This is a genomic window from Pseudomyxococcus flavus (assembly GCF_050038885.1).
Lineage (GTDB): Bacteria > Myxococcota > Myxococcia > Myxococcales > Myxococcaceae > Myxococcus > Myxococcus flavus.
This window is the reverse complement of sequence record NZ_CP143624.1, coordinates 6030821-6055171: the sequence shown is the minus strand read 5'-3', so window position 1 is coordinate 6055171 and position 24351 is coordinate 6030821. Positions and strand designations below refer to the sequence as shown.

14 protein-coding genes are annotated in these 24351 nt (G+C 69.1%); 11 read left to right on the top strand and 3 right to left on the bottom strand.

From position 1 onward, the window contains the following. Position 1 precedes the first annotated feature (1 nt). Together VZL07_RS25560 and VZL07_RS25555 are read left to right on the top strand one after the other, a co-directional pair. Entirely contained in the window at positions 2 to 868 is an 867-nt protein-coding gene (locus VZL07_RS25560) for a sigma-70 family RNA polymerase sigma factor (RefSeq protein WP_426750284.1), read from the top strand. Between the two features lie 274 nt (positions 869 to 1142). Next, positions 1143 to 4604, top strand: a complete 3462-nt coding sequence (locus VZL07_RS25555; RefSeq protein ID WP_426750283.1) for an Ig-like domain-containing protein — start codon at positions 1143 to 1145, stop codon at positions 4602 to 4604. A gap of 98 nt (positions 4605 to 4702) precedes the next feature. Here the strand turns inward: VZL07_RS25555 and VZL07_RS25550 are convergent, their stop codons facing one another. Together VZL07_RS25550 and VZL07_RS25545 are read right to left on the bottom strand one after the other, a co-directional pair. Continuing rightward, positions 4703 to 5809: a hypothetical protein gene (locus VZL07_RS25550; RefSeq protein WP_426750282.1), complete on the bottom strand. Its 1107-nt coding sequence runs from the start codon at positions 5807 to 5809 to the stop codon at positions 4703 to 4705. Positions 5810 to 6032: 223 nt separating this feature from the next. Then, complete coding sequence (locus tag VZL07_RS25545; RefSeq protein ID WP_426757376.1) at positions 6033 to 7655, bottom strand: Ig-like domain-containing protein; 1623 nt, start codon at positions 7653 to 7655, stop codon at positions 6033 to 6035. On the opposite strand from VZL07_RS25545, the gene VZL07_RS25540 reads away from it, so the two are divergent. The 9 genes from VZL07_RS25540 (at position 7575) to VZL07_RS25500 (ending at position 20832) form a co-directional block, all read left to right on the top strand. Beyond that, positions 7575 to 7793, top strand: coding sequence for a hypothetical protein (locus VZL07_RS25540; RefSeq protein WP_426757465.1), 219 nt, complete (start codon positions 7575 to 7577; stop codon positions 7791 to 7793). The two genes, VZL07_RS25545 and VZL07_RS25540, sit on opposite strands and share 81 nt — an antisense overlap. A 527-nt stretch (positions 7794 to 8320) precedes the next feature. Beyond that, a complete protein-coding gene (locus VZL07_RS25535) occupies positions 8321 to 10132 on the top strand; it encodes a polysaccharide deacetylase family protein (protein WP_426750281.1) in 1812 nt (603 codons plus the stop codon). Positions 10133 to 10540: 408 nt separating this feature from the next. Beyond that, the gene (locus tag VZL07_RS25530; RefSeq protein ID WP_426750280.1) at positions 10541 to 12286 is read left to right on the top strand and encodes a sigma 54-interacting transcriptional regulator; all 1746 of its coding nucleotides are present in this window, start codon (positions 10541 to 10543) and stop codon (positions 12284 to 12286) included. A 213-nt stretch (positions 12287 to 12499) separates the two neighbouring features. Next, on the top strand, positions 12500 to 13231 hold the full coding sequence (locus VZL07_RS25525; protein WP_426750279.1) for a Dickkopf N-terminal cysteine-rich domain-containing protein: 732 nt from the start codon (positions 12500 to 12502) through the stop codon (positions 13229 to 13231). Positions 13232 to 14502: 1271 nt separating this feature from the next. Next, a complete protein-coding gene (locus VZL07_RS25520; protein ID WP_426750278.1) occupies positions 14503 to 16467 on the top strand; it encodes a protein kinase domain-containing protein in 1965 nt (654 codons plus the stop codon). Continuing rightward, on the top strand, positions 16464 to 17192 hold the full coding sequence (locus VZL07_RS25515) for a hypothetical protein (protein WP_426750277.1): 729 nt from the start codon (positions 16464 to 16466) through the stop codon (positions 17190 to 17192). The genes VZL07_RS25520 and VZL07_RS25515 overlap by 4 nt, the downstream gene beginning before the upstream one ends. Positions 17193 to 17247: 55 nt before the next feature. Beyond that, complete coding sequence (locus tag VZL07_RS25510; RefSeq protein WP_426750276.1) at positions 17248 to 17667, top strand: hypothetical protein; 420 nt, start codon at positions 17248 to 17250, stop codon at positions 17665 to 17667. Beyond that, on the top strand, positions 17660 to 20326 hold the full coding sequence (locus VZL07_RS25505) for a protein-arginine deiminase family protein (protein ID WP_426750275.1): 2667 nt from the start codon (positions 17660 to 17662) through the stop codon (positions 20324 to 20326). Before VZL07_RS25510 ends, VZL07_RS25505 begins: the two co-directional genes overlap by 8 nt. Positions 20327 to 20499: 173 nt before the next feature. Next, positions 20500 to 20832 carry a hypothetical protein gene (locus VZL07_RS25500; RefSeq protein WP_426750274.1) on the top strand — a complete coding sequence of 111 codons (333 nt, stop codon included), beginning with the start codon at positions 20500 to 20502 and terminating at the stop codon, positions 20830 to 20832. 650 nt (positions 20833 to 21482) lie between these two features. Here the strand turns inward: VZL07_RS25500 and VZL07_RS25495 are convergent. Then, positions 21483 to 24152, bottom strand: a complete 2670-nt coding sequence (locus VZL07_RS25495; RefSeq protein ID WP_426750273.1) for a DEAD/DEAH box helicase — start codon at positions 24150 to 24152, stop codon at positions 21483 to 21485. Positions 24153 to 24351: the final 199 nt, after the last annotated feature.

The following is a 24351-nucleotide window of genomic DNA, read 5'->3' as shown; positions in this document are numbered from 1 at the left end:
CGTGAATCCCGCTGACGCCTTCGACCCGCTGCGCCCCCGCCTGCTCCGCATCGCGTACCGCATGCTGGGCATCGTCGCGGAGGCCGAGGACGTGGTGCAGGAGGCGTACTTGCGCTGGCACCAGACCGACCGCGCCGCCGTGCGCGACGCCGAAGCCGTGCTCGTCCGCACGGTGACGCGGTTGTGCCTGGACGTCCTGAAGTCCGCCCGCATGCGCCGCGAGGAGTATGTGGGCACCTGGCTTCCGGAGCCCATCGTCGATGCGGTGGAGGGTGATGACTTGACGCTGACCCTGATGATGGCCCTGGAGCGGCTGTCCCCCCTGGAGCGGGCCGCCTTCCTCCTGCACGACGTGTTCGGCATGGACTTCGAGGAGGTGGCGAAGGCCATCGACCGGGACCCGGCCGCGTGCCGCCAGCTCGCCAGCCGCGCGCGGGCCCACGTGCGCGAGGCCCGGCCCCGCTTCCCCGTGTCGGAGGCACAGGGCCGGGAGCTGGCCTCGGCCTTCTACGCCGCGTCCCGGGGCGGCGACCTGGGGGCGCTCCAGGCGCTCCTGGCCCAGGACGTCGTGGTGTACTCCGACGGCGGCGGCAAGGTGAAGGCCGCACTCAACCCCATCTACGGCCAGGAGAAGACGCTGCGCCTCTTCGAGGGCCTGCTGCGCCTGCTGGACGTGAACTACTCACAGCTCGTGCACGAGGGCTTCATCGACGGCCTGCCCGCCTTCGTCACCCTGGAGAAGGACGGCGCGCTGCAGACGACCGCCTTCGGCATCGAAGAGGGCCGTATCGTCGCCATCTACGTCGTCCGCAACCCCGACAAGCTCCGTACGGTCCGTGGGCTGGTGGGGGACAAGCTGCCGTCCTGAGCTGTGGCCCTGCCCGTGTCTTTCCGGACGTCGAGGTGGGCGTACCGCCTCGCCCTGTCCATCCAGGCCGGCTCCACCTCACGTCACCTGCAGCGCCCAGTCCATCCGATGCGCCATCGGAAACCGGATGGCTGGCTTCAGCTCGCCGCGGCGCGTGCTCCGGGTGGGGCCATGGACTTCCCGTCACCGGCACGCTAATAGCTGCCAATCAATGAAATCAAGAATAAGCGGTACGACTGGGTTGTGGGCAACCGTCCTGGGCGCGCTCCTCCTCATGGGCTGCACGAAGGATGGTGCGCCGGAGACCCGCACGGGGGCGGTGCTGCAGGCGGCGACATCGCCGGTGAGCGTGTCGGAGGCGGTGGCCATCACCAGCCAGGGCATCACGCAGAACGGCGCGGCGCACCGCAATCAGACACTGCTCGGGGTGTTCCAGACGGAGGACTACGAGGTCGAGGCCCTGTTGCGCTTTCCGCAGACGGGCGTGCCGGCGGGGGCCGTGGTTCAGAGCGCGACGCTGCGGTTCGCGGTGGAGACCTACACCAGCGACTTCTCGATTCGCGGTGCGTACGTGCAGGCGCCGTGGAACCTGATGGCCAGCGGGCTGGGATGGCAGTTCCGCGATGATGGCCTGGAGTGGGACCGGCTGGGCGCGGCGGGTCAGGGAACGGACCTGGTCGCCGGTGCGTGGTTCGAGGTCTCCACGTTTCCAGGCACGGTGAGCGTGCACGAGGTGCCGCTCGACGTGACTGTGGTGCAGTCGTGGGTCGACGACCCTTCGACCAACCAGGGCGTGCTGCTGGCGAACACGCGGGTTGGGAAGGTGGCCAAGGTCTTCACCAGCCTGGCCACCCAGCCGGAGCGCCGGCCGCTCCTCACCATTGAGTACACCCCGCCAGCGCCGCGCAGCGATACCACGCCGCCGGTGGTCGCCATCACGTCTCCCGTGGCGGACGCGACGGTGCAGGGTGTGGTGGCTATCACCGTGGACGCGAGCGACGACGTCGGCGTGGCCGACGTACAGCTGCGCATCGACGGTCGGAACCTCGACTCGGCGCAGCTCGACACCCACCAGTTCCGCAATGGCAATCACGTGCTGACCGCGCACGCGCGCGACGCCGCCGGCAACCTCACCACCTCGGCGCCAGTCCTGGTCACCATCGCCAACACGGTGGTCGACACCACACCTCCCGAAGTGGAGGTGACCGCGCCCGTGGCCGGCGAGACGGTCATCGGCTCCTTCACGGTGCGGATGAGCGCGAGCGACAACGTGGGCGTCACCCGGGTCCACGTCGAGCTCGACGGCGTTCAGGTCGGCGAGGCAGACGTGGCCGCCCCCTGGTCGGTGACCCTCGACACCGAGGCGCTGCAACCCTACGGGCTCAGGCAGTTGACCGCGGTGGCGCGCGACGCCGCAGGCAACGTCACCACCTCCGCGCCAATCGCCGTCACCGTGAGCGCGCCGCCTCCCGACGTCACGCCGCCTCAGGTCCAAATCGTCGCCCCCGTGAGTGGAATGACCGTGGGCGGCTCCCTCCAATTCCGGGTCGACGCCCATGACAACGTGAGGGTCGCTGGCGTGCAGTTGCAGGTGAACGGACAGGACTTCGGGCAGGAAGACCTCAGCTATCCGTATTGGATCAACGTCTCCACCACCCTGCTGGAGGACGGCACCATCCCCGTCACGGCGGTGGCGCGGGACCAGGCCGGCAACCGGACCACCTCGGCGCCCATCCTGTTGACCATCGCCAATGGACCGCCCGTGGTACTCGATATCCCGGTGGCACATCCTCGGGTGTGGTTCACCGCGGACCGGCTGGCCCGGGCGCAGACCTACTTCGCGCAGCACCCGTATACGCCCGTGGCGAACGTGCAAGCTCCCGAGCAGGCCATCGATGCGGCGATGCACTCGCTGCTCACCGGCACCCCGGCGTCATGCCGCGCCGCGATTGACTGGGCAGTGAGCACCGAGATTCCCATCACCGAGAACACGGTGTCGAGCGACCCAGCCCGCTGGTACGGCGAGGCGGTCATCCTCACCTACGACTGGTGCTTCGCCCACCTGCTGCCGGCGGAGCGCGCGCTCCTGGTCGACCGGTGGAACTTCGCCATCAAGGCGCTCAATGACAATCCGTGGGGCGGCATCGGCATGGAGGGCAACAACTACTACACCGGGTACTTCCGCAATTCGCTCCTGTGGGCGATTGCCAGCTGGCATGAGAACCAGCCGTTCGCCAACGAGCTCCTGCAGTACGCGATGAAGTCTCGCTGGGACTTCTCGCTGCGGCCCTATCTGGAGGGGCCGGGGGCGGGCGGCGCACCGCACGAGGGCTCGACCTACGGCCGCCGGACGTTCGGCTACATGACGGTGCCGTTCACCACGCTGGGCCTGTATGGCCATGACATGTGGAACCAGACCGACTACTTCATGGCGTCTGTCTTCTGGTCCATCTACTCGACCACGCCGGGCCCCAGCCGGAGGGGCCAGTTCCAGCTGTTCGAGACCTTCCCGTTCAACGACGACGAGCGTTGGCTGAACCGGTGGAGTCCCAGCAACACCGCGCAGACGTCGCTGGGCAGCTACCTTGCCCCCCTTATCGAGGAGTGGTCGGGCCAGCCCGTCGCGGGTTATGCCAAGCGCTTCCTGGAGCTGACGGGCCAGCCGATTGACGACCGCCTCGTCCGATACGTCTACAGCGACACACTGGCGGCGGTGCCGTCGAGAGACCTCGCCGAGTTGCCCCTGGACTACCACGCGCCTGGCCTGGGCATGGTGTACGCCAAGACAGCGTGGGCGCCCGCCGCGACCATGGTCAACCTGCAGTTCGGCGTGACGGCCAATGCGGGCCATGCCCACCGTGACTCCGGCAACTTCCAGGTCTGGCGGGCCGGCGAGTTCCTGACCCGCGAGACGGTTGGCTACGCCAACTCCATTGTCGGCTACGCCGGTGGCGCGGCGGTCGACTGCGAGTCGCCCGTGGCGCACAACACACTTTTGTTCGAGGGCCTGGGCACGGTCGGCTACTACCACCACGCGCCCCAGATGCTACGCCTGGAGTCGTCGCCCGTGGCGAGCTACGCCGCGGTCGACCTCACCGGCGTGTATGACTTGAACGCCGAGTGGGCCCACCGGGAGGCCGAAGTCGGAAACCCGTACGCGGGCCGGGTGGTGCGTGAGACCCTGTTCGTGCGACCGCTCGACACCTTGATTGTGTTCGACCGGCTCGAGAGCGCGCGGGATGACGCCTCGGTCGACAAGACCTTCCTGATTCATTTCCCGGAGCCCCCGGTGCTCACGGGCAACACCTGGTCCGCGAACAGCGGCGGGCAGCAACTGCGGGTCAGCACGCTCGTTCCTGCGAATCCGGTCCGGCGCATCGTCGACGAGCGAGGCCCGGTCCGCGGCGACGGCACCTACCCGTATCCGGTGGGCCAGTTCCGCGGAGAGATTGAGTCCAGTGGGCAGGTGGTGAGCCACTTCCTGCACGTGGTGCAGGCCAAGGATGTGACCGACAGCACGGCGCTGCAGATGACGCTCGACGAGGCATCGACGTCGTACACGGTGACGCTGAGTCACCCGACCCGCGGTAGCGCGGTGGTCCGTTTCGAGAAGGGAATCGCGAGCACCGGCGGCAGCTTCGGCTACGCCGCCAGCGGCCCTGTCACCCCGGCGCCGCTGCGCGCGGGGGTGCAGGCGATGACCGTCACCCCGAACGGACCGGTGTGGGGCCCCTGAGAGGCCGCGCCCTCCCCTGCATTCGCTAACGGGCCTCGCCATCGCCAGGCCCGTCAGCGGTGCTCGGCGCCCGGAGCAACCCGCCCGGGCGCCCACGCTCAGGGCCGCGCGCACTCCCGGCCGCCGCCCGCGTGATACATCATGTCCTGATACACGGTCTGCGCGACGATGGGCGTCTTGCTCACCAGCCGCTGCACCGTCTGGCCATTGCGCTGGAGCTCGAAGACAGGCGTCGTGCCCGGGACAAGGGGCACGGAGAACGGCGTCACCCCCGCGCTCGTCGCGTCCAGCGTCCGCACGTCGGCGCCCTGGGTGATGACGAGCCGCCCCGGTTCCCTGTTCCGTCCCGCGGGGTCCAGCCAGCTCGACCAGAAGTCCACCGACGGGCCCTTGTTCTCGATGGAGATGGGATAGATGGGGTAGTAGAAGCCGAACACCATCTTGCGTGCCGCGCGCAGCACGGGCGTGGTGGGCATGTCTAACGGGTAGCACACGGACATGGGATTCGCGTCGGGCGAGGGCGCGACGGTGGCACTCAGCTCCAGGTCGAAGCGCATATCAGATGTGTTGGCCGCGGACTGATGGACCTCCACCGCGAGCACGTTCGTCCTGGTGCCGAGCGCCGCCTGGGAAACCGACTGCTCCAGCCAGATGGTCTCCTCGGCGGGCAATGAAACGGTGGCGGATGCCAGGGTGCGGTAGCCCACCGCGCCCGTGGGCAGGTTGCTGCGGAAGACCTCCACGCCATTCAGGTACACGATGGCGCCGTCATCCCGCTGCAGCCGCACGAGCAGCGCACTCACACGCGACGCATCCTCCACCGTGAAGTGCGTGCGCAGATACGTGGTGATGTGCTTGCTGTTGGCATTGGAGCCGTAGGACACGGTCGTCGCCAGGTCCGTCTCCCCGTAGCCCAGGGGCGCGGGGCCCTCCGCCCACCCGGCATCGTCGAAAGCCGTCGCGCTCCAGGCGGTGCCCAAGTCTACGCCCGTGTCCCGGTAACGCCAGGGCGCTCCCGTCGGGACGAGCACCGTCGCCAGCGAGGACTCGGCCTGCGCCCGAGGACCGGAGGCTTCGGAAGCCGCGGCGGGAGCTTCGGCATTCGCGGCGGACCCTTCCAGACCACCCGCGCACGAGACGGACAGCAGTGGCGTGAGCAGCCATGCGACAAGTCGCCCCCTGGAGAACTCCTGTGGTGCTCGCATCGTCGGACCTCGGGGTGTCCTCATCCCAAACCAGGACGAGGGTGGGTTCCCGAGGGCTACTCTCAGTTGCAAATAATCACGATGACCTTGAGAGTCATTGGGCGATGTCACCTTCATTCAACAGTTCCGCCCAGAGAAGCTTCGCCAGCGGACTCCCCTGGCGTGGGGCGGGGCGCCTGCATGCCAGACGTCCCACCACCATGTATTCGGGGCTGGGCGCCCTTTACAGGTCCGGCCTGTAGACGTAGATGCCGTCCTGCGTTGACCCTCCAGTCTCCGAGAAGGCGAGGTAGAGGTTGCCGTTGGCGTCGATGGTCAAAGATGGGTCATAGACGTAGCCGGTGGAAGCGCCGTTCGCGGTGAAGGGCTCGGCCATGGTCTGCCAGGCATTCGCGGCGGCGTCGAACTGTCGCGCCATGATGAGGCTTGAGCCAAGGGAAGATCGTACCTCGCTCCATACGACGAGCGGCTTGTTCTCGTGGATGGCGATGGAAGGATGATTGGCGTAGTAGATTCGGGCATCATTGACCGAGGTTCCCAACGACCTCCACGTGGTGCCCGTCCATTCGGCCGCGTAGACGCCGTAGCCATTGGTAATCTCCTCCACCCAGACCACATGAGGCCTGCCGCTGGCATCGAGCGTCAAGGAAGGTTGCACGGGAACCCCCGTGGTGGTCGCGCGGAGCGCCGGGGACAGCCGCTGCCAGGTCCCACCGGTGTACCTCGCCACCTCGATGGTGCTGACATCGCTCGTGGCTGAGGGCCAGGCGAGGAGAAGGCCGCCGTTTCCATCCGGAATCAAGCTCAGGTTGTGGGTACGCCATCCGGCCCGGACCCACTCCCCTTCCGCGAGGAGCGGATCACCCAGCGGCACCCAGGCCGTTCCGTTCCATTGGCTGACGAACAGCGCCTGACGATTGAGGCCGTTCGATTCTGCTCGAGCGAGGACGGGGACCTCCCCGTGCATTGCGAGCGCGACATCCAGGTTCGACTCCGTCGGCACCGACATGAGCGGGCCGCCGAGGCTCACCCACTGCTCCCCGTCCCAGCGACGGACCGACACGTGCGAACCCGTGCCGTCCGCCGGCGCTTGCGAGAATGCGACCAGGGGTGCCCCTGACGCGTCCACCGCGAGCGAGGGGCCGCAGTATAGAGGGCCGTTGCGCTCATTGAGCTTGCCACCCAACGGGTGCCACGTCGTCCCGTCCCAGCGGCGGACATGCACATCGAAATGGAAGTCATTCTCGAGCTCTCGGCTCTCCATCCACGTGACGTAGGCGGTTCCAGAGGCGGTCGCCTCGAACCTCGGCGTATGCAGGGTGCTGTCTCCGGCGGGAATGTGGAGCGCGGGCGCGTCGGCGGTCCAGTCCGGCACCACCCAGACGCTGGAGGTCTCGATAGGTCCCACGCGGTTTCCCGCCAGGTCCGACAGCCCGTTGTCCTGAGCGAGGAGATGGTAGCGAGACGGAAGCGTCCGCGTCGCCTGCGTCTGGAGCGTCAACGTCCGGCCATCCTCCGAGAGTTGGGCGACTTCCACGGGGAGGCCTCCCCAGGCGAAGAGTCTCGGCTGCACGTTCGAGGGGAGCAGCGGCTCCGTGAAGGTCAGCGACATTTGCAGGTTGCGGCCCACCACGTTGGCGCCGTCTTCGGGTGTGCGGCTGATGAGCTGTGGAGCGGTGCGGTCCACGATGACCGTGCGGGGAGCGCTCGTGAACGTCCTTCCTCGGGAGATGGCACGAGCCTCCAGACGGTGGGGGCCTTCCGCATGCCCCGTGCTGTCCCAGCTGAAGAGGTGAGGCGCCGAATCCGCGGTGGCGACGAGCGCGCCATCGACGAGAAGCTCGATGCGCTCGGCGTCACCGCTGGAGACGCTTACGTGCACGCTGAGCTGGCCGTTGGTGTGAAGGAGTTCCGAGGCGCCATCGACCGTGACGACCAGGTTTTGTACAGGGGGTGGCTTGGGTTGAGACTCGGGTGTCTCTGAAGCTGAACAACCTGCTGTCAGGGCGAGGAGTGCGAGCATCGGGGGCAGCCGCATCGAGGGGTCTCCAAGAGAGGGAGTGGTCCGCGCTGGAATGAGCGGACTCGCCCTGACGTGCGCGCCTGCCAGAAATTCAATTTAGTGACGATTACACCAGAATTCCCACTGTAGAGGACAATCGGCCCGGCCCGGAGGCGTGGGGGACCGCACGGTCCTGGTAGGGGCGTATGGAGCCCCCTCCCCCACTCGTCTTCGGAATCATTCTCAGGGCGGATGTTCACGGAGGCGTGCTTCGCCGCGCTGTCGCACCGCATCGGGACGGCTTCCCCTTGCCCGCCTCTCTTGGCCAGAGCGGCCGTCATCCAGGTCCGACGGGAGGGGCTGGGCAGCGCGCCAGCGCGTGCTCCCCTTCGCCCTCGCGGAAGTACGGCGGTTGCGCCGTGGCCGCCCGGTCGCAAACGTGAGGGGGCAGGACGGAGGAGGGCCCGTCGCGCAGGGGAGCGTCGTGGCCTGAGGCACGGGGAGGGGACATGCGAGCAAGGCTCAATGCGCGGGCAGGCACCTGCCTCCTCGCCATGACGCTGACGGTGTGGAGTGCGGGGGCGCGGGCGGAGGCGCCCAAGGCGCGGACGGTCGTCACACTGGCCTTCGACGACGGGCTCGAGGAGCAGCGACAGGTATTGGACATGCTCTCGGCCTCGGGGCTGAAGGCGACCTTCTTCATCATCAGCGGGCGGACAGGCCAGACGGGCTACATGAACCTCGATGACTTGCGCCGCCTGGCCGCGGCCGGACACGACATCGGAGGACACACGCTGCAGCACGATGAGCTGGCGACCCTGCCGCCCGAGTCCCAGCGACAGTCGGTTTGCGAGGACCGACTGCGGCTGCTCAGCTGGGGCTTCTCGCCCACGTCCCTCGCCTTCCCCTTCGGCTCCAACGATGCGGTGGTGAACCAGACGGCAGCGGCGTGCGGCTACACCTCCGCGCGCGACGTGCGCGGCCTGGCGGACACCTGTGGTTCCTGCCCCCCGGGAGAGAGCATCCCGCCCTTTGACCCCTACGAAATCCGCACGCCTGCCACGGTGACGCGCGACGATGGGCTGGAGCAGTTGCAGGCGTGGGTCACCACTGCGGAGGCCGCGGGGGGCGGCTGGGTGGTCATCGTCTTCCACTACGTGGCGCCGGAATGCACCAAGTACACCTACTGCGTGCAGACCGACGTCCTCCGGGAGTTCATGGGGTGGCTGTCGCAGCGTGCACCGCTGGGCACGGAGGTGCGCACGGTGCAGGACGTCATGGGCGGAGCGGCGCAGCCCGCGGTGCATCCCTCTCCCCAGGCGCCCACGGCCGCGCTGAAGAATCCCTCGCTCGAGGACGAGGTGAACGGCGATGGGGTGCCCGACTGCTGGCAGCTGGGCCCCGCCCATGGAGGCGCCGTGCGCACCGAGCGCTCGGCCGAGGCGCACAGCGGCGTCTGGGCCTATCGGCTCGAGCGCATGGACGCGTCCGGGGGTGCCGCCTCGCTCCAGGTGCTGCGCGATGACGGCACCTGTGCCCCAACCGTCACGCCAGGGCGTGGGGTGCGGGTGAACGTCTGGTATCGCTCCAGCACGCCGCTTCACCTGGAGGCGGCCATGAAGGGGACGGATGGGACGTGGAGGGAGTGGGAGCGCGGTCCGAGCCTGCCGCCCGCGGAAGCCTGGACGGAGGCGACGTGGGAGCTGCCCATCGCGTTGCCGGCCGACGCGAGTGGCCTGAGCGTGGGCGTCGCCCTGGAGGGGGCGGGTTGGGCGCTGGTGGACGACTTCGGGCTGACCGAGACGACGGCGCCCGCGGGGCGCCTGGTGCTGGACGCACCGGCCGGCGGAGAGGAATTCGTTGTCGGCCAGGAGGTGGAGGTGAAGTGGTCCACGCACGGCGACGTGCGCGCGCTGGACGTGGCGTACTCCCCGAATGGGAGCGCCAGCTGGGTGCCGGTGGCCACCTCGGTGGAGAACACGGGACGCTTCATCTGGCACGTGCCCGACGTGCCGAGCCAGGAGGCGATGCTGCGCATCGCCAGCACAGACGACGGGACGATTGCTGACGTAAGCGACGCGCCCTTCCGCATCGTGGCCGTGTCCTCACCGCCCGGCACCGGGGAGACGCCACCCGAGGAGCAACCTCCCGACGTGCAGCTTCCCGGAGAGACGCCTCCCGAGGAGGACCTCGGTGGCGTGCAGGCGGGGGTCGAGAGCGGAGGCTGTGGCGGATGCGAGGGCACGGGGACGGGGCCCCTGTGGCTCGCGGTAACCGCCGGCCTCTACGCCCTCTCGCGTTCGCGGGCGAGGAGGCGCTGAGTGGAAGCCGGTGGAAGTGGCGTTCGAGCTCGGACCGTGTCTCATCACGACCCGGGCCGCGCAGTGGCATGGCAAGAACGCGTGTCAGCGCCAGCTCTTCTCCATGCACCTTGCTGGGGTGGAAGCGGGCCGCGAAAAACGACGACGATCGTTGACGCAGCACCGGCGAGCATCAAAGCCATTGCCGTTTGAGAGAATTCGGCCGATGCGCTTCATCTCCGGCGCAGCCGGAGTGAGAACCGGAGAGAGGCCGAGGCGGTCGGCGCTCCCCGGCATCCAGTTGCGCGTTTCAAGACGCCATTGCTCAGGGCGACGGCCATGGGCCACCTCTTTGGGACGCTCCTTCCGGGCCCCGCACGCGCACGCCTCACGCATTCCTGATATGCGGCAGTGTCATCCGCTCCCGCCATGCCCCAGTTCCTGGTCCTCCCCGACGGCCGCCGTCTCCCCTTGGACAAGCCCGTCATCTCCGTGGGCTCCGACGCCACCTGTGACGCCGTGCTCCTGGCGCCCGGCGTGAAGCCGAGCCACGCGCTGTTGTTCCGCGACGCGCGGGGCTGGAGCGTGTCCCCGGCAGGCAAGGGCTGTGACATCAGGGTGCGAGGGCGGCGCGTCGATCTGGCGCCCCTGGAGCCAGGCGACCGCTTCCGCGTGGGCACGGTGGAGCTGGAGCTCATCGAGGCGGAGGCATCCGTCGCGGGTGATGCGCCGGAGGCGGCCCCCCGACGACAGGACGGCCGGCTGGTGACGGTGCTCGCGGAGCTGTCCTCCCGGCTGCTGGTGCAGCGTCCCCCACTGGAGCTGCTGGAGGTGGCGATGCGGGGGCTCGCGGACGTGGTGGGCGCGAACGTGAGCTTCCTCGTCGCCGCGGACTCTCGAGAGGGACCTCGGCGCGTGCTCTGTTCCACGGGCACCACGCCCGGCGCGGCGGTGGTGGACAGCCTGGTGGACCGGGTGCTGACCTCGGGAGCACCGGTGCGGGTGACCGATGTGGAAGCGGACGCGGCGCTGGCCAGGGCCCCCAGCATGGAGGCACTGCGGCTGGGCTCCGCGCTGGTGGTGCCGCTGCGCGTGGAGCCGGTGCCGCTGTCCGTGGTGTACCTGGGGCGGAGGTTGGGTGCTCCGGCCTTCTCGGCTGTGGAGCTCGAGGAGGCCATGGCGCTCTCCGGGCTGACGGCGCTACTCCTGTCAACCCGGCGCGAATTGACGGAGCTGCGTGCGCAGGTGGATGGCCTCACCCGCCGCATCGAAGCCGCGACGTTCGAGGGACTCATCGGCGAGTCCCCTTCGATGCGTGCCCTGTACCGGCAGGTGGAGCGACTGGGGCCCACGCCGCTCAACGTCCTTATCGAAGGCGAGACAGGGACGGGCAAGGAGCTGGTGGCGCGGGCACTCCACCGGCGCAGCGGGCGGCGCGGCCGGCTGGTGGCCATCAACTGCGCGGCGCTGCCGGAGAGCCTCATCGAGCGCGAACTGTTCGGCCATGCGCGTGGCGCGTTCACCGGCGCGGGCACTGAGCGGGCGGGGCTCGTGGAAGCAGCCGACGGTGGCACCCTCTTCCTGGATGAGATTGGGGACATGCCGCTGTCACTCCAGACGCGGCTGCTGCGCGTGGTGCAGGAGCGCGAGGTTACCCGGCTGGGCGAACACCAGCCGCGCAAGGTGGACGTACGCGTGGTGTCCGCGACCCACGTGCCCTTGGAAGATGCGGTGCGGCGGGGCACCTTCCGCGCGGACCTGCGCTTCCGTCTGGAGGAGGTTCGCGTGGACGTGCCGCCGCTGCGAGAGCGCGGCGAGGACGTGCTGCTCATCGCCCACCATGTGTTGAAGCAGGAGGCGCGCAAGGCGCGAGGCTTCACGCAGAAGGCCGCGGAGGCGCTGCGTGGGCACCCCTTCCCCGGCAACGTGCGAGAGCTGGCCTCACGCGTGCGTCGAGCGGCGGTGCTGGCGACGGACGAGCTGCTGCGCCCCGAGGACCTGGAGCTGGGCGGAGACGCCGCGCCCATGGTTCCCCTGGAGGAGGCGCGGGAGGCGTTCGTCCAGCGCTACGTGCGGGAGGCGATTGCCCGCTGCGGCGGCAGCAAGAAGGACGCGGCGGCGGCGCTGGGCATCGGTCTTCGCTCGCTGTTCCGCTACCTGGGCGAGGGGGACTGACACGCCACCTCCTCGGGAGGGCCCGTCCGCGTGCCAGTCCTGGCACGTTTCCCCCGGCGACAGATGCCCGGAGGGCCCGGGGCGTCATGCAACCCCATGAAATCGGGGCAATTCGATGTCTCACGAGGCCTGGGCACGCACGTTGCTCTGGTGTTGCCCATCGCACGTTGGCGGAGAGCCGCCACGGTGCAGATGAACCTCTCGGAGACGAAAATGAAGCATGTGGTGATGGGATTGTTCCTGGCGCTCACGGCCATCGGTTGCGGCAGCACGAAGGACGACGACGAGGGGCCCGACGGGGACCCCAGCGAGCATGGCGCGGGACTGTGCAGCACGAGCAAGCCCTGTCCCTCCGGGCAGTTCTGCTTCAACGGCCTGTGTGCCCTCGGCTGTCAGTCGAACGCGGACTGCGCGGAGGACCAGTACTGCGATACCGAGGACACGGCCACGCTCGTCTCCTATTGCAAGAACAAGACGGTGTCGACCTGCAGCTCCAACAGCCAATGCCAGAGCAACCAGGTCTGCATCGAGGGCCTGTGCAGCCTGGCGCCTCCGGCAAACCCGCCCTCGTGCAACCCGAACACCAGCGACTTCAACGACGGCTGCGACACCTATGCGGTGTGCCTGGACGCCGGTGACCAGGGCTCGCAGCAGCCGTACTGCGCCAGCTTCCCGCCGTGCCCCGAGGACGGCGTGTGCCCCACGGGCCTGGGCGGCGCGGTGTGCAACGACGGCTACCTGCCCAACAAGGGCCGCTTCTGCATGCAGGGGCTCTGCGCCGACAACTCGAACTGCCCCTCTTCGTGGAGCTGTGTGAAGCCCTTCACCGGCTCGGTCCTCGGCTTCTGCAGCCCGGGTGGCTTCGGCTTCCCGTGCACTGAGAACGCCCACTGCCAGAGCGGCCAGTGCTTCGCGGCGCCGGGCACCATGGGCGCCTGCATCTAATTGGCGGACAAACGCGGCCCCGTGTTCCCCCGCCAGGGAGCACGGGGCCCCTGGCGTTGTAGAGGGGGGTGCGCTTCGAGCATGCCTCCGCCTAGAGTCGCCCGGGCCTTGGTGATGCGCCGACTCCTCCTGCTCTCGTTGCTGCCCGCGCTGGTGCTGCTCGTCGCGCCGGGCTGTCCGCTCGACATCCGAATCCGCTGCGACGAGCCCGAGGGCTGTCCCCAGGGGCACGTCTGCGTACAAGGTGACTGCGAGCCCGTGGCCACGGAGCGGATTGGGGAGGCCTGTGGCGCGGACACGGCATGCGGTCCGGGGCTCACCTGCGGCACGGGCTTTCCGGGCGGGTATTGCCTGCTGGCGTGCTCCGAGGTGACGCCCTGCCCGGAAGGAAGCGTGTGCGCGACGGAGCTGGGGCAGTGCCTGCGGACCTGTGGCGAGGCCTGTGCCCGGCCGGGGTACGGCTGTGGCCCCGTGCCCGATTCATCCGGGCCCCTGAGTGCCTGTGTTCCGGTGACGACGGCTACGGATGGGGGCTGTACGGGCGCGGCGTGCGAGGTACCGGATGGCGGCTGTACGGGCGCGGGGTGTGAGGTCCCCGACGGAGGGTGCACGGGTTCGGGATGTGGAACGCCGGACGGCGGCTGCACGGGACCAGGCTGCGAGGCGCCGGATGCCGGCTGCACCGGGACAGGGTGTGGGCCGCCGGACGCGGGATGCTCGAGCACGGTGCCTGTGGGAGGAACCTGTACACGGCCGTGCGAGTGCGCGGATGCCGCGGCGGCCTGTGTAGACGGAACGTGCACGCTGGCGTGCTCGACGGACTTCACGTGTCGCGATGGGCGGCGGTGCACGAATGCGCAATGCGTCGTGGGACCTCGGCTCGGAGAGCCGTGCAGGGACTCATTCGAGTGCTCCGACTTCGCCCACTGCCCCAGGGAGCGAATGCGGTGCGAGGAACGGTGCAACCCGGGGACTGGCCTCTGCGAAGCAGGCTATCAGTGTGCTCCGGATGGGGTGTGCGTGCAGGCGTGCTCGGGCACCCCAGCGTCGGTGGGCGAGGTTTGCGAGAACTCGATGGACTGCGCGCCCTGTAGTGTGTGCCTGTCGTCGGGGGCGGCGCTCCGGTGCCGGCAGCCCTGCCGGCTGGACCGGGACTGCCCCGGAGGGGCGACGGGCGCCTGCGAACCGGTGGGGGACACGCGGGCCTGTCGGCTGTAGCTGTCATCTGCCGGGTTGCTCGCAGGACCGCGCTCCCGGAGAATGCCCGGGTGATGACGGGTGAGGTGCTTGCGGGCCGCTACCGACTCGAACGGGAGTTGGGGCGTGGGGGAATGGCGACGGTCTTCCTGGCCACGGACCTGAGGCTGTCGCGCCCGGTAGCGCTGAAACGGATGCACCCGGGAGGCGGCACGGGTCGCACGGAGCGATTCCGGCGGGAGGCCGAGCTGGCCGCCTCGCTCCATCATCCCAACGTCCTGGATGTCCATGACTACGGCGAGGATGAGGCCCATGGCCCGTTCCTTGTCTGCGAGTGGGTGCGGGGCGAGGACCTCCGCGCGCTGGCCGGGAGGCTATCGCCGGTGCCGGCCGAGGCGGTGATGGTGTTGGGCTGGGAGCTCGCCCGGGCGCTCGCGGCGGCGCACGCGCGCGGCATCGTCCACCGTGACGTGAAGCCCGACAACGTGCTGGTGGCGGAAGGAGGGCCGCTGAAGCTGGCGGACTTCGGGCTCGCCGCGCTGGAGGACCAGGAGCGCCTCACCAGCACCGGGGCGGTGACAGGCTCGCTGCCATACATGGCGCCGGAGCGCATCGATACGGGGGCGTACTCCCCCGCCTCGGATGTGTACGCGGTGGGTGTCATCCTGTTCGAGCTGTGCTCGGGTACCACCCCGCACGCGGGCAAGGGCGCGGCGCACCTGGCCGCGTCGGTGATGACGAAGGATGCACCGCCACTGACGGAGGTGGTGCCAGGCACACCCGAGCCCCTGGCGGCGCTGGTCGCGCGGTGTCTGGCGAAGGATGCGCGGGACAGGCCGCGCGACGGGGCCGAGCTGGCGTTGGCGTTGGAGACACTGCTCCAGCGGGAGGTCGGCCCGCCTGCCGACGTGGCTCGGGCGTTCCTCGGAGACCCGATGGCCCGTGCCAGCCGATGGCGTCGGGCTCGCTTCGAGCGGTTGCTGGAGGAAGGGCGCGGGCTGCTGGTTCGCGGCGAGGGCGCGAGGGCCGCGAAGGTCCTCAACGCCGCGTTGATGCTGGAGCCGACGTCCGCCGAGGTGATGGCGCTGTTACGTGAGCGGCCGAGGCGTTCCGGCTGGAGGGCTGGCGCCATCGGCGCGGGGCTCGTGCTCTGCGCGGCGATGGGGTGGGCGTGGTCGCACCACCAGGGCCCCGAAGGCGAGAAGACACCACGCAGTGAGGCGTCCCCGCCAGGGAAGGTGTCCCCGGAACCGGCGACCATTGACGGCACCTCCACCGGCGAACGCGGTCATGCACCTTCGCCCACGGGCCAGGAGAGGCCGCCTCCGAGCACGGCCCCCCGCCAGTTGGACACATCCCGGAACGCCGAGCCCTTGGTGGAAAGTGACGCCACGAAGCCAGCCGAGGACTTCGTGCCGTCAGAGCCCTCGTCGGACAGTGCCGTGGTGAAGCCGGTCCGGCCATCCGTTTCGAAAAGACGCTCGGAGGGGACGGATTCCGCGAAGCGGGCCGTATCGGCCTTGCCGACAGGTCACTCCGCGGGTGCCGAGTCCACAGGGGCCACGCCAATCTCGGTACCGACGCCAAGGCCGGACATGGAAACGGCCGTTCCCGCGCATCCCGCCCTGCTGAAGGTGACGGCGCGTCCGTGGGCAGAGGTGTTCGTGAACGGAGAAAGCCAAGGCTACACGCCTCGCGTGCGCGAACTCTCGCTGCCGGCGGGGACCTACCGGCTGCGCTTCGTCAATCCCCTATGTGACGAGGTCGAGCAGGAGGTGACCCTCGCCCCGGGAGAGACGGTGACGCGCGACGTGGTGTTGTCACCTCGCAAGGCGGAGGTGCTCATCCGCGCTCCCGCGGGCGCGCGGCTCTTCGTGGACGGCCGGGAGGTGGGCGTCGCGCCACTGCCCGGCCCGGTGGCGGTCGAGCATGGGCGACACACGGTGACGGCACGCCGCGCGGGTGCGCCTCCCGTGCAGCGAGAGGTGGACGTGGTCGCCGGTCGTCGTCTCGATGTGGCCCTGGACGTGACGCCATGATGGGCGCTGCCATGATGCTGATGGTGCTCGCCGCATCTCCGCTCGACGGGGCGCGCAACGCCTACCAATCCGGCGAGTTGCCCAAGGCCCGCGCCGAATTGGAGTCCCTGCTCTACCCGCTGCGGCTCGATGGAGCTGTGCTGGAAGCGGAGGCGCATTTGTTGCTCGCGGCCACCTATCACGCGCAAGAAGAGCTGGCCCGCGCGGAGGACGAGGTGGTGCGCGGGCTGGCCGTGCACGGCGACTCGGTGCTGGATCCGCTGCTGTATCCACCGGACTTCCTCGCCTTCGTCGAGCGCGCACGTGCCCAGCACAAGGCGCGCATCGAGGAACTGCGTGTCGAGCGGAGTCCTCGGCTGTTCCCGCCGCCCTCCCCTATCGTCGACCCCATCCGCAAGGACGCGGTGGCCACGTCACCGGCGCTGACGCGCACCTGGTATCTGGTGCCCTTTGGTGTGGGGCACTTCAAGCACGGACGCTCGGGAATGGGCACGCTGCTGGCGGTGGCGCAGGGGCTCGGCCTCGCGACGGCGGGCGTCTCGCTGGGGACGTCACTTTCGATGCGCGGGCCGGACGGCCGCTATCACGCGAGCGACGCAGGGAGGGCGCGGACGCTCAACGTGACGTACCTGGTAGGAGCCTATGCCTTCGCGGTGGCCTATGCGTATGGCGTTCTGGATGGGATGGTGTTGACGCCTGCCCCGCCCGTTCGCCCGGCGCATTGAGTGACGAGCGGGATAGGAATATCGGGTCAATTGACATGGTCGCCGCGTGCCACGCATGATCTTCCCTTTGGAAAATCATTGGCCTCGGGTCGCTATGCCAAACGTCTCTCCCACGCTGCTCATCCGCGCCGCTCAGGAGGACGCGTTCCGTCAGGCGCTCCTCGCCCCATTCGTGGCAAGGATGGTGTCCCATTCGCGCGAATTCTTCCCTTCGCGCTGTGTCGCTCTGGGGGATGAAGGGACTGAGCAGTACGTCCGTGATGCGCTCCGCGAAGGAGCCAAACACGGGTTCGTCACGCAGCGGAATGCCTGTCAGGTCGTGAATCTCGCGTTCGAGCTGGGACTGGACGTGCTCCGCGAGCCGTGGGCCGCGGCCATCCTCTCGGATTCCTCCCTGCCACCGCCGCTCCGGCTCCTGCAGCTGCGCCGGGAAGCGGTGACGCAGCGCGGGCGAAGGCAGGCGGCCGATGTTTGACTGGCTGAAGCGGCTCCTGGGCGTGAGCCCCTCGTCCCAGGAGGCCGCCGCGGAGCGCTACCCCGATGCGCCGACCTCCATCGTCATCGAGTGCCCTGGCACGGAGCCGCAAGGCAGCAAGACCGAGGAGCCACCGGTTCCCTGGTGCGTCCGGCTCATGCTCGATTTGAACCGCGACGGTCAATGTGTCGAGGTGACGAGCCGCGAGCAGGCCCCTTGGACTTTTGGAGGACCGGGTCAAGGCGTGGGCGCCGTGCTCCCCTTCAACAATGACGGGGACAACGATTCCGCTCCAGCGGGGGACCAAGAGGACAACCTCACCGCGACCGAGCTCGACCTCGAGGACCTCACCGAGTTGCAGATTCATATCGAGCCCGCGGATCGCCCCTTCCCGCAGGGCTGGCGGTGCCTCGTCGCGGTGGACCGGGAGGACCGGGTCCGCATCTTCAATAGCTTCCAGCCTGGGGCAAGGGAGCTCATCGGCCCCACGTCCGGGCGGTATCTCGTGGCGTTGGAGCTCAACGCGGGCGTGAACGCACATGCCCCGCCCGTCTCGAGGCTCGGCATGGAAGCCGTGGGACTCCCGAGTGCCGATTTCGATGGCCAGGTCCGGCTTGGCATCGCCCTCTTCGACCAGGCCGGCAATCAGGTTGGCGAGGAGCGCGTCGCGGTGCTGCGGGTCACGCCGTGGCTCATGTCGAACCATCTGCAGCCCGTGGAGTCGGTCTACGTCCTGGACAAGCACCGCATGCTCTCCAGTCCTCCTCGGGCCGATGGTTCGCCCGGACCTCCGCCGGAGCGGCGGCGCGATGCGACGATTGGCCCCTACATCGACCGCCTTCGTGACGCGGTCAAGGGAGCGCTTCGCCCGTTGGACCTCGACATGGAGGATAACTGGCTTCGCGACATGTTCTATGGCGGGTGCACCCGGGGGCCGGCCATGGCCACGCCCATCCTCCAAATCGTGCGCTGCCCGTCGATCCGCGGCCGCGAGGGCGAGGCCGCCGTGTACGAGGAGGTCCGCCGGCACCATGTCGGAAGGGACCATGGCTGGGCCGAGCCCATTGCGCCGCGCAAGCATCAAAGTGACCTCGATTCCGGGGGCAATCTTCTCTGCTCTCCGCCCGTGGACGGCCACCCGTTCGGTCGAATCGTCTACGGGCATGACGACAACCGGCCGATGAGCGAGGACATCGTGCGCTTTCTAGACGCACAGGACTCGCAGGCACCCTTCCGTCTCGATACCTCATGGTTGCAGGTCGGGCACATCGACGAAGTGCTGACGTTCATCCCGTGGCCCAGGGGGGATGACCCCAGCACGACGTCATCCCACGGCTTTCGTGTGCTCGTGGCATGCCCCTCGACCGCACGCATGCTGCTGGAGAAGAGCGCGAATGAGAATCTCTTGTTCCATGGACTTCACCAGGAGGGTGCGCGGGGGCGCACCGCACCGAGAGAGCTCCTGAACCAGAAGAAGCTCGACACGCCAAGCTTCTCCGTCGCTGACGTCCTTCGGTCGAAGGTGCTCAGAGACGCAACCGAGGTCATCGCGCGCCACGTCGAGGGGGTCATCGCAACGCTGGTCAAGGAACTGGGGATCCGGCCCCAGGATGTGATGCGCATGCCGGTGCTCTTCCATCGGTATGGGGCCACACCGAGAGAAAGAGAGGCCATCGAGCTCAAAGAGTCCATGCTGCCCGTGTTAGGCGGTGGCGGTATCGGGAGGGGACGGCACCGGAGGGAGCATGCCGCATATACGCCCAACGTCGTGAACATGCTGGTGATGACGGACGACACGGGCCGCGCTCAGCTTTGCATTCCCAAGCCTTTTGGTCCGAGCTCGGGAACGCATGCCCTGTTCGACTGTGCATTCGAAGCGTACATCGCGCACATGCTCGCGCCGTCTGGGAACACCATCGTCTTCATCGATGACTTCGAGGCGTGCCATCTTCACACAGGAGAAATCCACTGCACGACGTTCGAGGTCCGACGGGCGCCGGACAACCCCGCCTTCTGGGAGCATGTGAAGGGAGGCGGAGCGGTGTCGGGCCCGGTCGCTCGCGACGGGGCGCCCATCAGGAAGCCATCTCCACCGGGGGCCCATTGGCGTAACACGCTGAACGATGGTGCATACCTCGACGACGAGGTCATGCGCCTGTTCTATCACCATGTCCGTCATCGCTTCCCACGCGCGAACGTGCAGCTCGTCGACCCTGCGACTTCGTTCATGATCCTCAACAACGTGAACGAGGTCGAGGCTGCCGCGGAGCTGGCCGCATTGACGCAGAACGATGCCGCGCTCGTTTTCTTCCCGGTCAACAACAACCGGGATACCTCAAGCCAGGGCGGTACCCATTGGACGCTCATGGTCTACGACCGCGGGCAGGACCGGTTCGACTACTATGACTCCCTCAATCGGGAGCCTGATGGTGCGGCGCGCGCCGCGCATGCGCGACTCAGGGAGCTCTACCAGTCACACGCCGGCATCACGCGCATGGGTGCGCCCCAGCAACAGGAATCCGAGTGCGGGGTGTACGTGCTGCTCATCACCGAGCACCTCGTCGAGAGCCAGGCGCTCGGTACCCCACCGAACGTTCTCGGGCTCGGTGCCATACCGAACCCGCGTCAACGGATTCGCGACGCACTGAGACACCAGTAGGAGCGGAGGCGGGCCCCCCGATTCACATTCAGGACGGATACGTGAATCCCACAGGGTCATGGCTGTCCCGGACGGTATTGAGTCACGGGACAAGGAGCCAGGCGAATACCCATACAGAGGCTGGGAGGGAGTGTGCTCTCATGCAGGCTCCCCCTTGTGGAAGGAGTTTCACCATGAAGAGTGCCCTGAGTGGGTTCGCCATGCTGGCCGCAGGCTTCCTGATGGCATGCGGCGCGGAGCCCCAGCCGTCCGCAGAGCAGCCCGCAGCCCCGAGCATTTCGGAACGAGCCCCCACGGAGGGCACCGCTGGCGAGGTGTCCGCCCAGGCCTGTGTGCAGCTCTACCGTCCCCGGTACAGCGCCTGGTACAGCTCGCTTCCCTATAGCGAGGAGGGGCTGGTGGCCTCTTGCTATACGAACGACGACTGCACGACGGAATGCTGGGGCTCTGGCGAGGGACCGTACGCCTCGCACACCGATTACTTCTACTGCACCTACTGTCCCTGACAGGCGGCGGGGCCGAGCGCCGCCACGTCACTCGGCGGTGAAAGCCCTGAGCGAAGCCGGAGCGACTTCGCTCAGGAGCTTCCCCTGCCCATCACCAACTCAACCACGCCATGGCACACGCGACCCTCGGTCCCCACGGTCTGCTCGGCCCCTTCATCAATAAGGGTCAAAGCCAGTCGTGGTGCGAGAGCTGTCCGGCGAACACCTCTCAGGCCTTCCGGTCGATAAGGTCGGAGCCAGCCTGGCTCGCGTCGAGGTGCCTCCTGCAACGGACCCGTTCGGCGGTCAGCTCAGCTTCACGGGCCTGCTGGTTCCAATAGCGCTTGGATGTGGGCACAGCATTGCGCCATGAACTGGAAGCACTGCTTGGGCTTCCGCGCGATGGAGCGGCTCCCCAGCGGGCCCGTGAGGTATCTGGCCAGCAGGGACCTGCCGCCGCTGCGCACGCGAATCCGCCGACTTGAGTACGAGCAGGGCATCACGCAGGTGCATCGGCGGGTCTCGGAGAAGATCCTGGCGTCAGGCGCACAGCTCGTGGAGCCCCCGCGCTACCTGGACCCGCGGTGCCGCTCGAGAAGCCGTGAGGCCGCGGGTGACCACGGCGCTGGTTGGACCGCCAGGCCTGATGAGTCCCCTGCCCCTGCGTCAGGTCAGCGCCGCCGTCCGCCGCCGCCCGGCCGTCTTCCCTTCCTGGGTGCCTGGCCGTGATGGCCCCGGTGCCCCCCACGCCTGGGGGCGCCGCGCTCCCGGTCCTGCCGCGGGAGTGGGCGCTCACGGGTGGCCTCGGCGAGCTCATCCGGCATCCAGGGATGGTCGAGCAGTTCCTGGAGCTCGAGGAGCGAGCGAGCCTCGAGCACGCCCCGCCGGCCCCGGGCCACGCTGAAGCGCTGGGGGCGGTCGAGCAGCGGCAGCTCCTCCTCCACCAGCGTGCGCGCGAGCTTCTCCGGCAGGTGCAGCCGCACCACGCCTCGCGGCGCCCCGTCCGGCAGCATCTCCACGTCGTACTCGAGTGGCACCTCGTGCTCGCGCACCTCCACGGCGTCCGGGAGCGCCAGGAGCGCCTGACGCGTCGCGGGCGGGACGAGCGCGTCCAGTTCGAGCCGCAGCGGGCGCTCCTTGAAGTCGTCGAGCGTGTCCACTCCCTCCAGCTGCGCCTCGTAGAGCGCGGTCAGCTCCGGCAACCCCAGCGGCGCGGTGGTCCCTCCCGAGCGTCGCCAAAGCTCGCGCACCTCGGCGATGGCGACCCGGTGACGGTCCACCGCGGGATGGGGTGCCTCGCCCTGAGCCAGCGCCTCGGCGAGCGCGTGCCGGGCCGCCCTTGCGAGCTCCGGCCCCCAGGCGCGCAGCACCTCCACGTCCCGTTCGAGCTCGAAGCCGAAATAATCCAGCCGCGATTCGAGCACGACCGAGCGGAGGCGCACGTCGTACACCGGCGCCGCCGAGTGACGGCGGGCGTAGCGGCGCAGCAGGGACTGGGGCAGCTGGGTGCCTTCGATGCCGGCCTGCGAGTCGCCGTTGCGGTCGGCGAAGTAGCGCAGCGTGCCCGCCACCGCGCCCAGGTTCCCGCACACGCTCGTCTTCGACACGCGCGCGACCTCGCCCCAGGCGGTGCGCTCGTCGATGACCAGGTCGAAGGGCATGAAACGGGCAAGCAGGTCGCAGAAGTGGCGGTGGACGCGCGGGCTCGCGAAGGGCATGCGGGCGGGAAGCGCCAGCCCCACGCTCCGGTACACGCTCGCCATCGCGAGCGCCGCGTCCTCCAGGGCCTTCACCAGCACCCCACGCGCCTCCGCCCAGGCCGCGAGCTTCTCCGCATGGAAGACGTGGCGCGGCAGCCCCTGCACCGCCCCCACCGTGCCCGCTTCACGGAAGGCGTCGACGTAGAGGTTGTACGCGGTCAGGTGGTCGCTGCCGGACACGAGCAGCCCCTCCAGGTTCCGCTCCTCGCGCGTCATCCGGTGCAGCGACTCCACCGAGCTGCACACCGCGAGCACCGGCAGCAGCGCGTCATCCGCGTTGACGATGAGCTCCGCCCACGGACGCTCCACGGGCAGGGCCTCCACCGCGCGGCCGTAGTCCGACAGCCGGCCCTCCGTGTCCACGATGTTGCGAGCCTGTAACTTCGCGAGCGCCCGGCGATAGGCATTGCGGTCCAGCGGCACGGGCAGGTCCAGCTCGTCCGCCCGCACGCCCAGGGCCGCGGCGGTGAGCGCCACCCGCTCCGGCTCGCCCGCGAGCTGGAACTCGGGTTCGGTGGGCCTCAGCGAGGCGAAGTGCAGCGGCCGGTCGCTCAGGATGAAGACGCGCCCGCCCTCCACCCGCCCGTGCACGCGCCCCGCCATCTGCAAGAGCTCGTTGTTGCCCAGGTGCACGCGGGTGAGGACGTTGCGGCCACGCTCCACCAGGTTCGTGAAGCGCATGTCGTCGATGACGACCGTGTCCAGCCCCGGCACGTTGAGCGCGCTCTGCCCCGCCGCCGTCATCGCGAGCACGAAGGGCCGGGGCGCCGTGCCCTCCAGGAAGGGGCGGATGGCGCGCAGCGGTTCGCCGCCGTGGTAGTGCGCCGCGTGGAGCCCCGGCGCGTTCGCGCGCACGTGGGCCGCCGCCTCCTCCACGCCCGCGCGCGTGGCCAGGAACACGCCCACGCCGCGCCCCTGCTGCTGCACGTCGCGCAGGAAGTCCTCGCCGAGGAAGGACAGTGGCTGCCGGCGCACCACCTCCACCCGGGCCGCCTTCGTCGGGTCGAAGGAGGACACCTGGAGCACGTCCGCGCTGCCCAGGTAGCGCGCGTAGAAAGCGGGGTCCACGGTGGCGGATAGCCAGATGAAGCGGCAGCCCACGCGCTTGCCCAGGGCCAGGCAGAGCTCCAGCTCGGCGGAGGTCTGGTGGATCTCATCCACGATGAGCGTGTCCTCGCGCCGGATGGCGCCGCCCTGGAACCAGCGCCGCGCGATGCCGGTGGTGACGATGACCACGTCCGCGAGCGGCGTCTCCGCGGTGGCCTCCCGCTCGCGGTTGACCACCGCCACCCGCAGGGGCCGCCGGCCCACGAGTTCCTCCGCGATGGGGCGGATGGCGAGCGTCTTGCCCGTGCCGGTGCCCGCGACGATGCCGAACCCCTGCCCGCTCCGGGCCAGCTCGCGGAGGCGCTCGCCGTGGTGCTCCTCCAGGTAGGTGCGCAGCTCCAGCCCGAGCGCCAGCTCGATGGTTTCGCACGCGGCGCGCGTGGGCGCGATGACCACCACCCGCCCACGCTGGGGTGCGACGGCGGACGAAGCGTCGGGGCGCGGCGGCAGGTATCGGTCGGTGGGCGTACGCACGAAGGCCAGTGATACGCACGGGCGGTGTGCAGGGGAAGCGATTCGCTCGCTCGAGCCCTTCCCCAGGGGCAGGCGACCGTGCGAGGCAGGGCCCGTGTACGTGGCTCCCGTTGGAACGTTGTCCGAGCCCCATTCTCCGGACGCCACGCTGCTCCGGCCGGGGTCCGACGCGGGCGCCCTGCCCCATGCGTACCTTCCA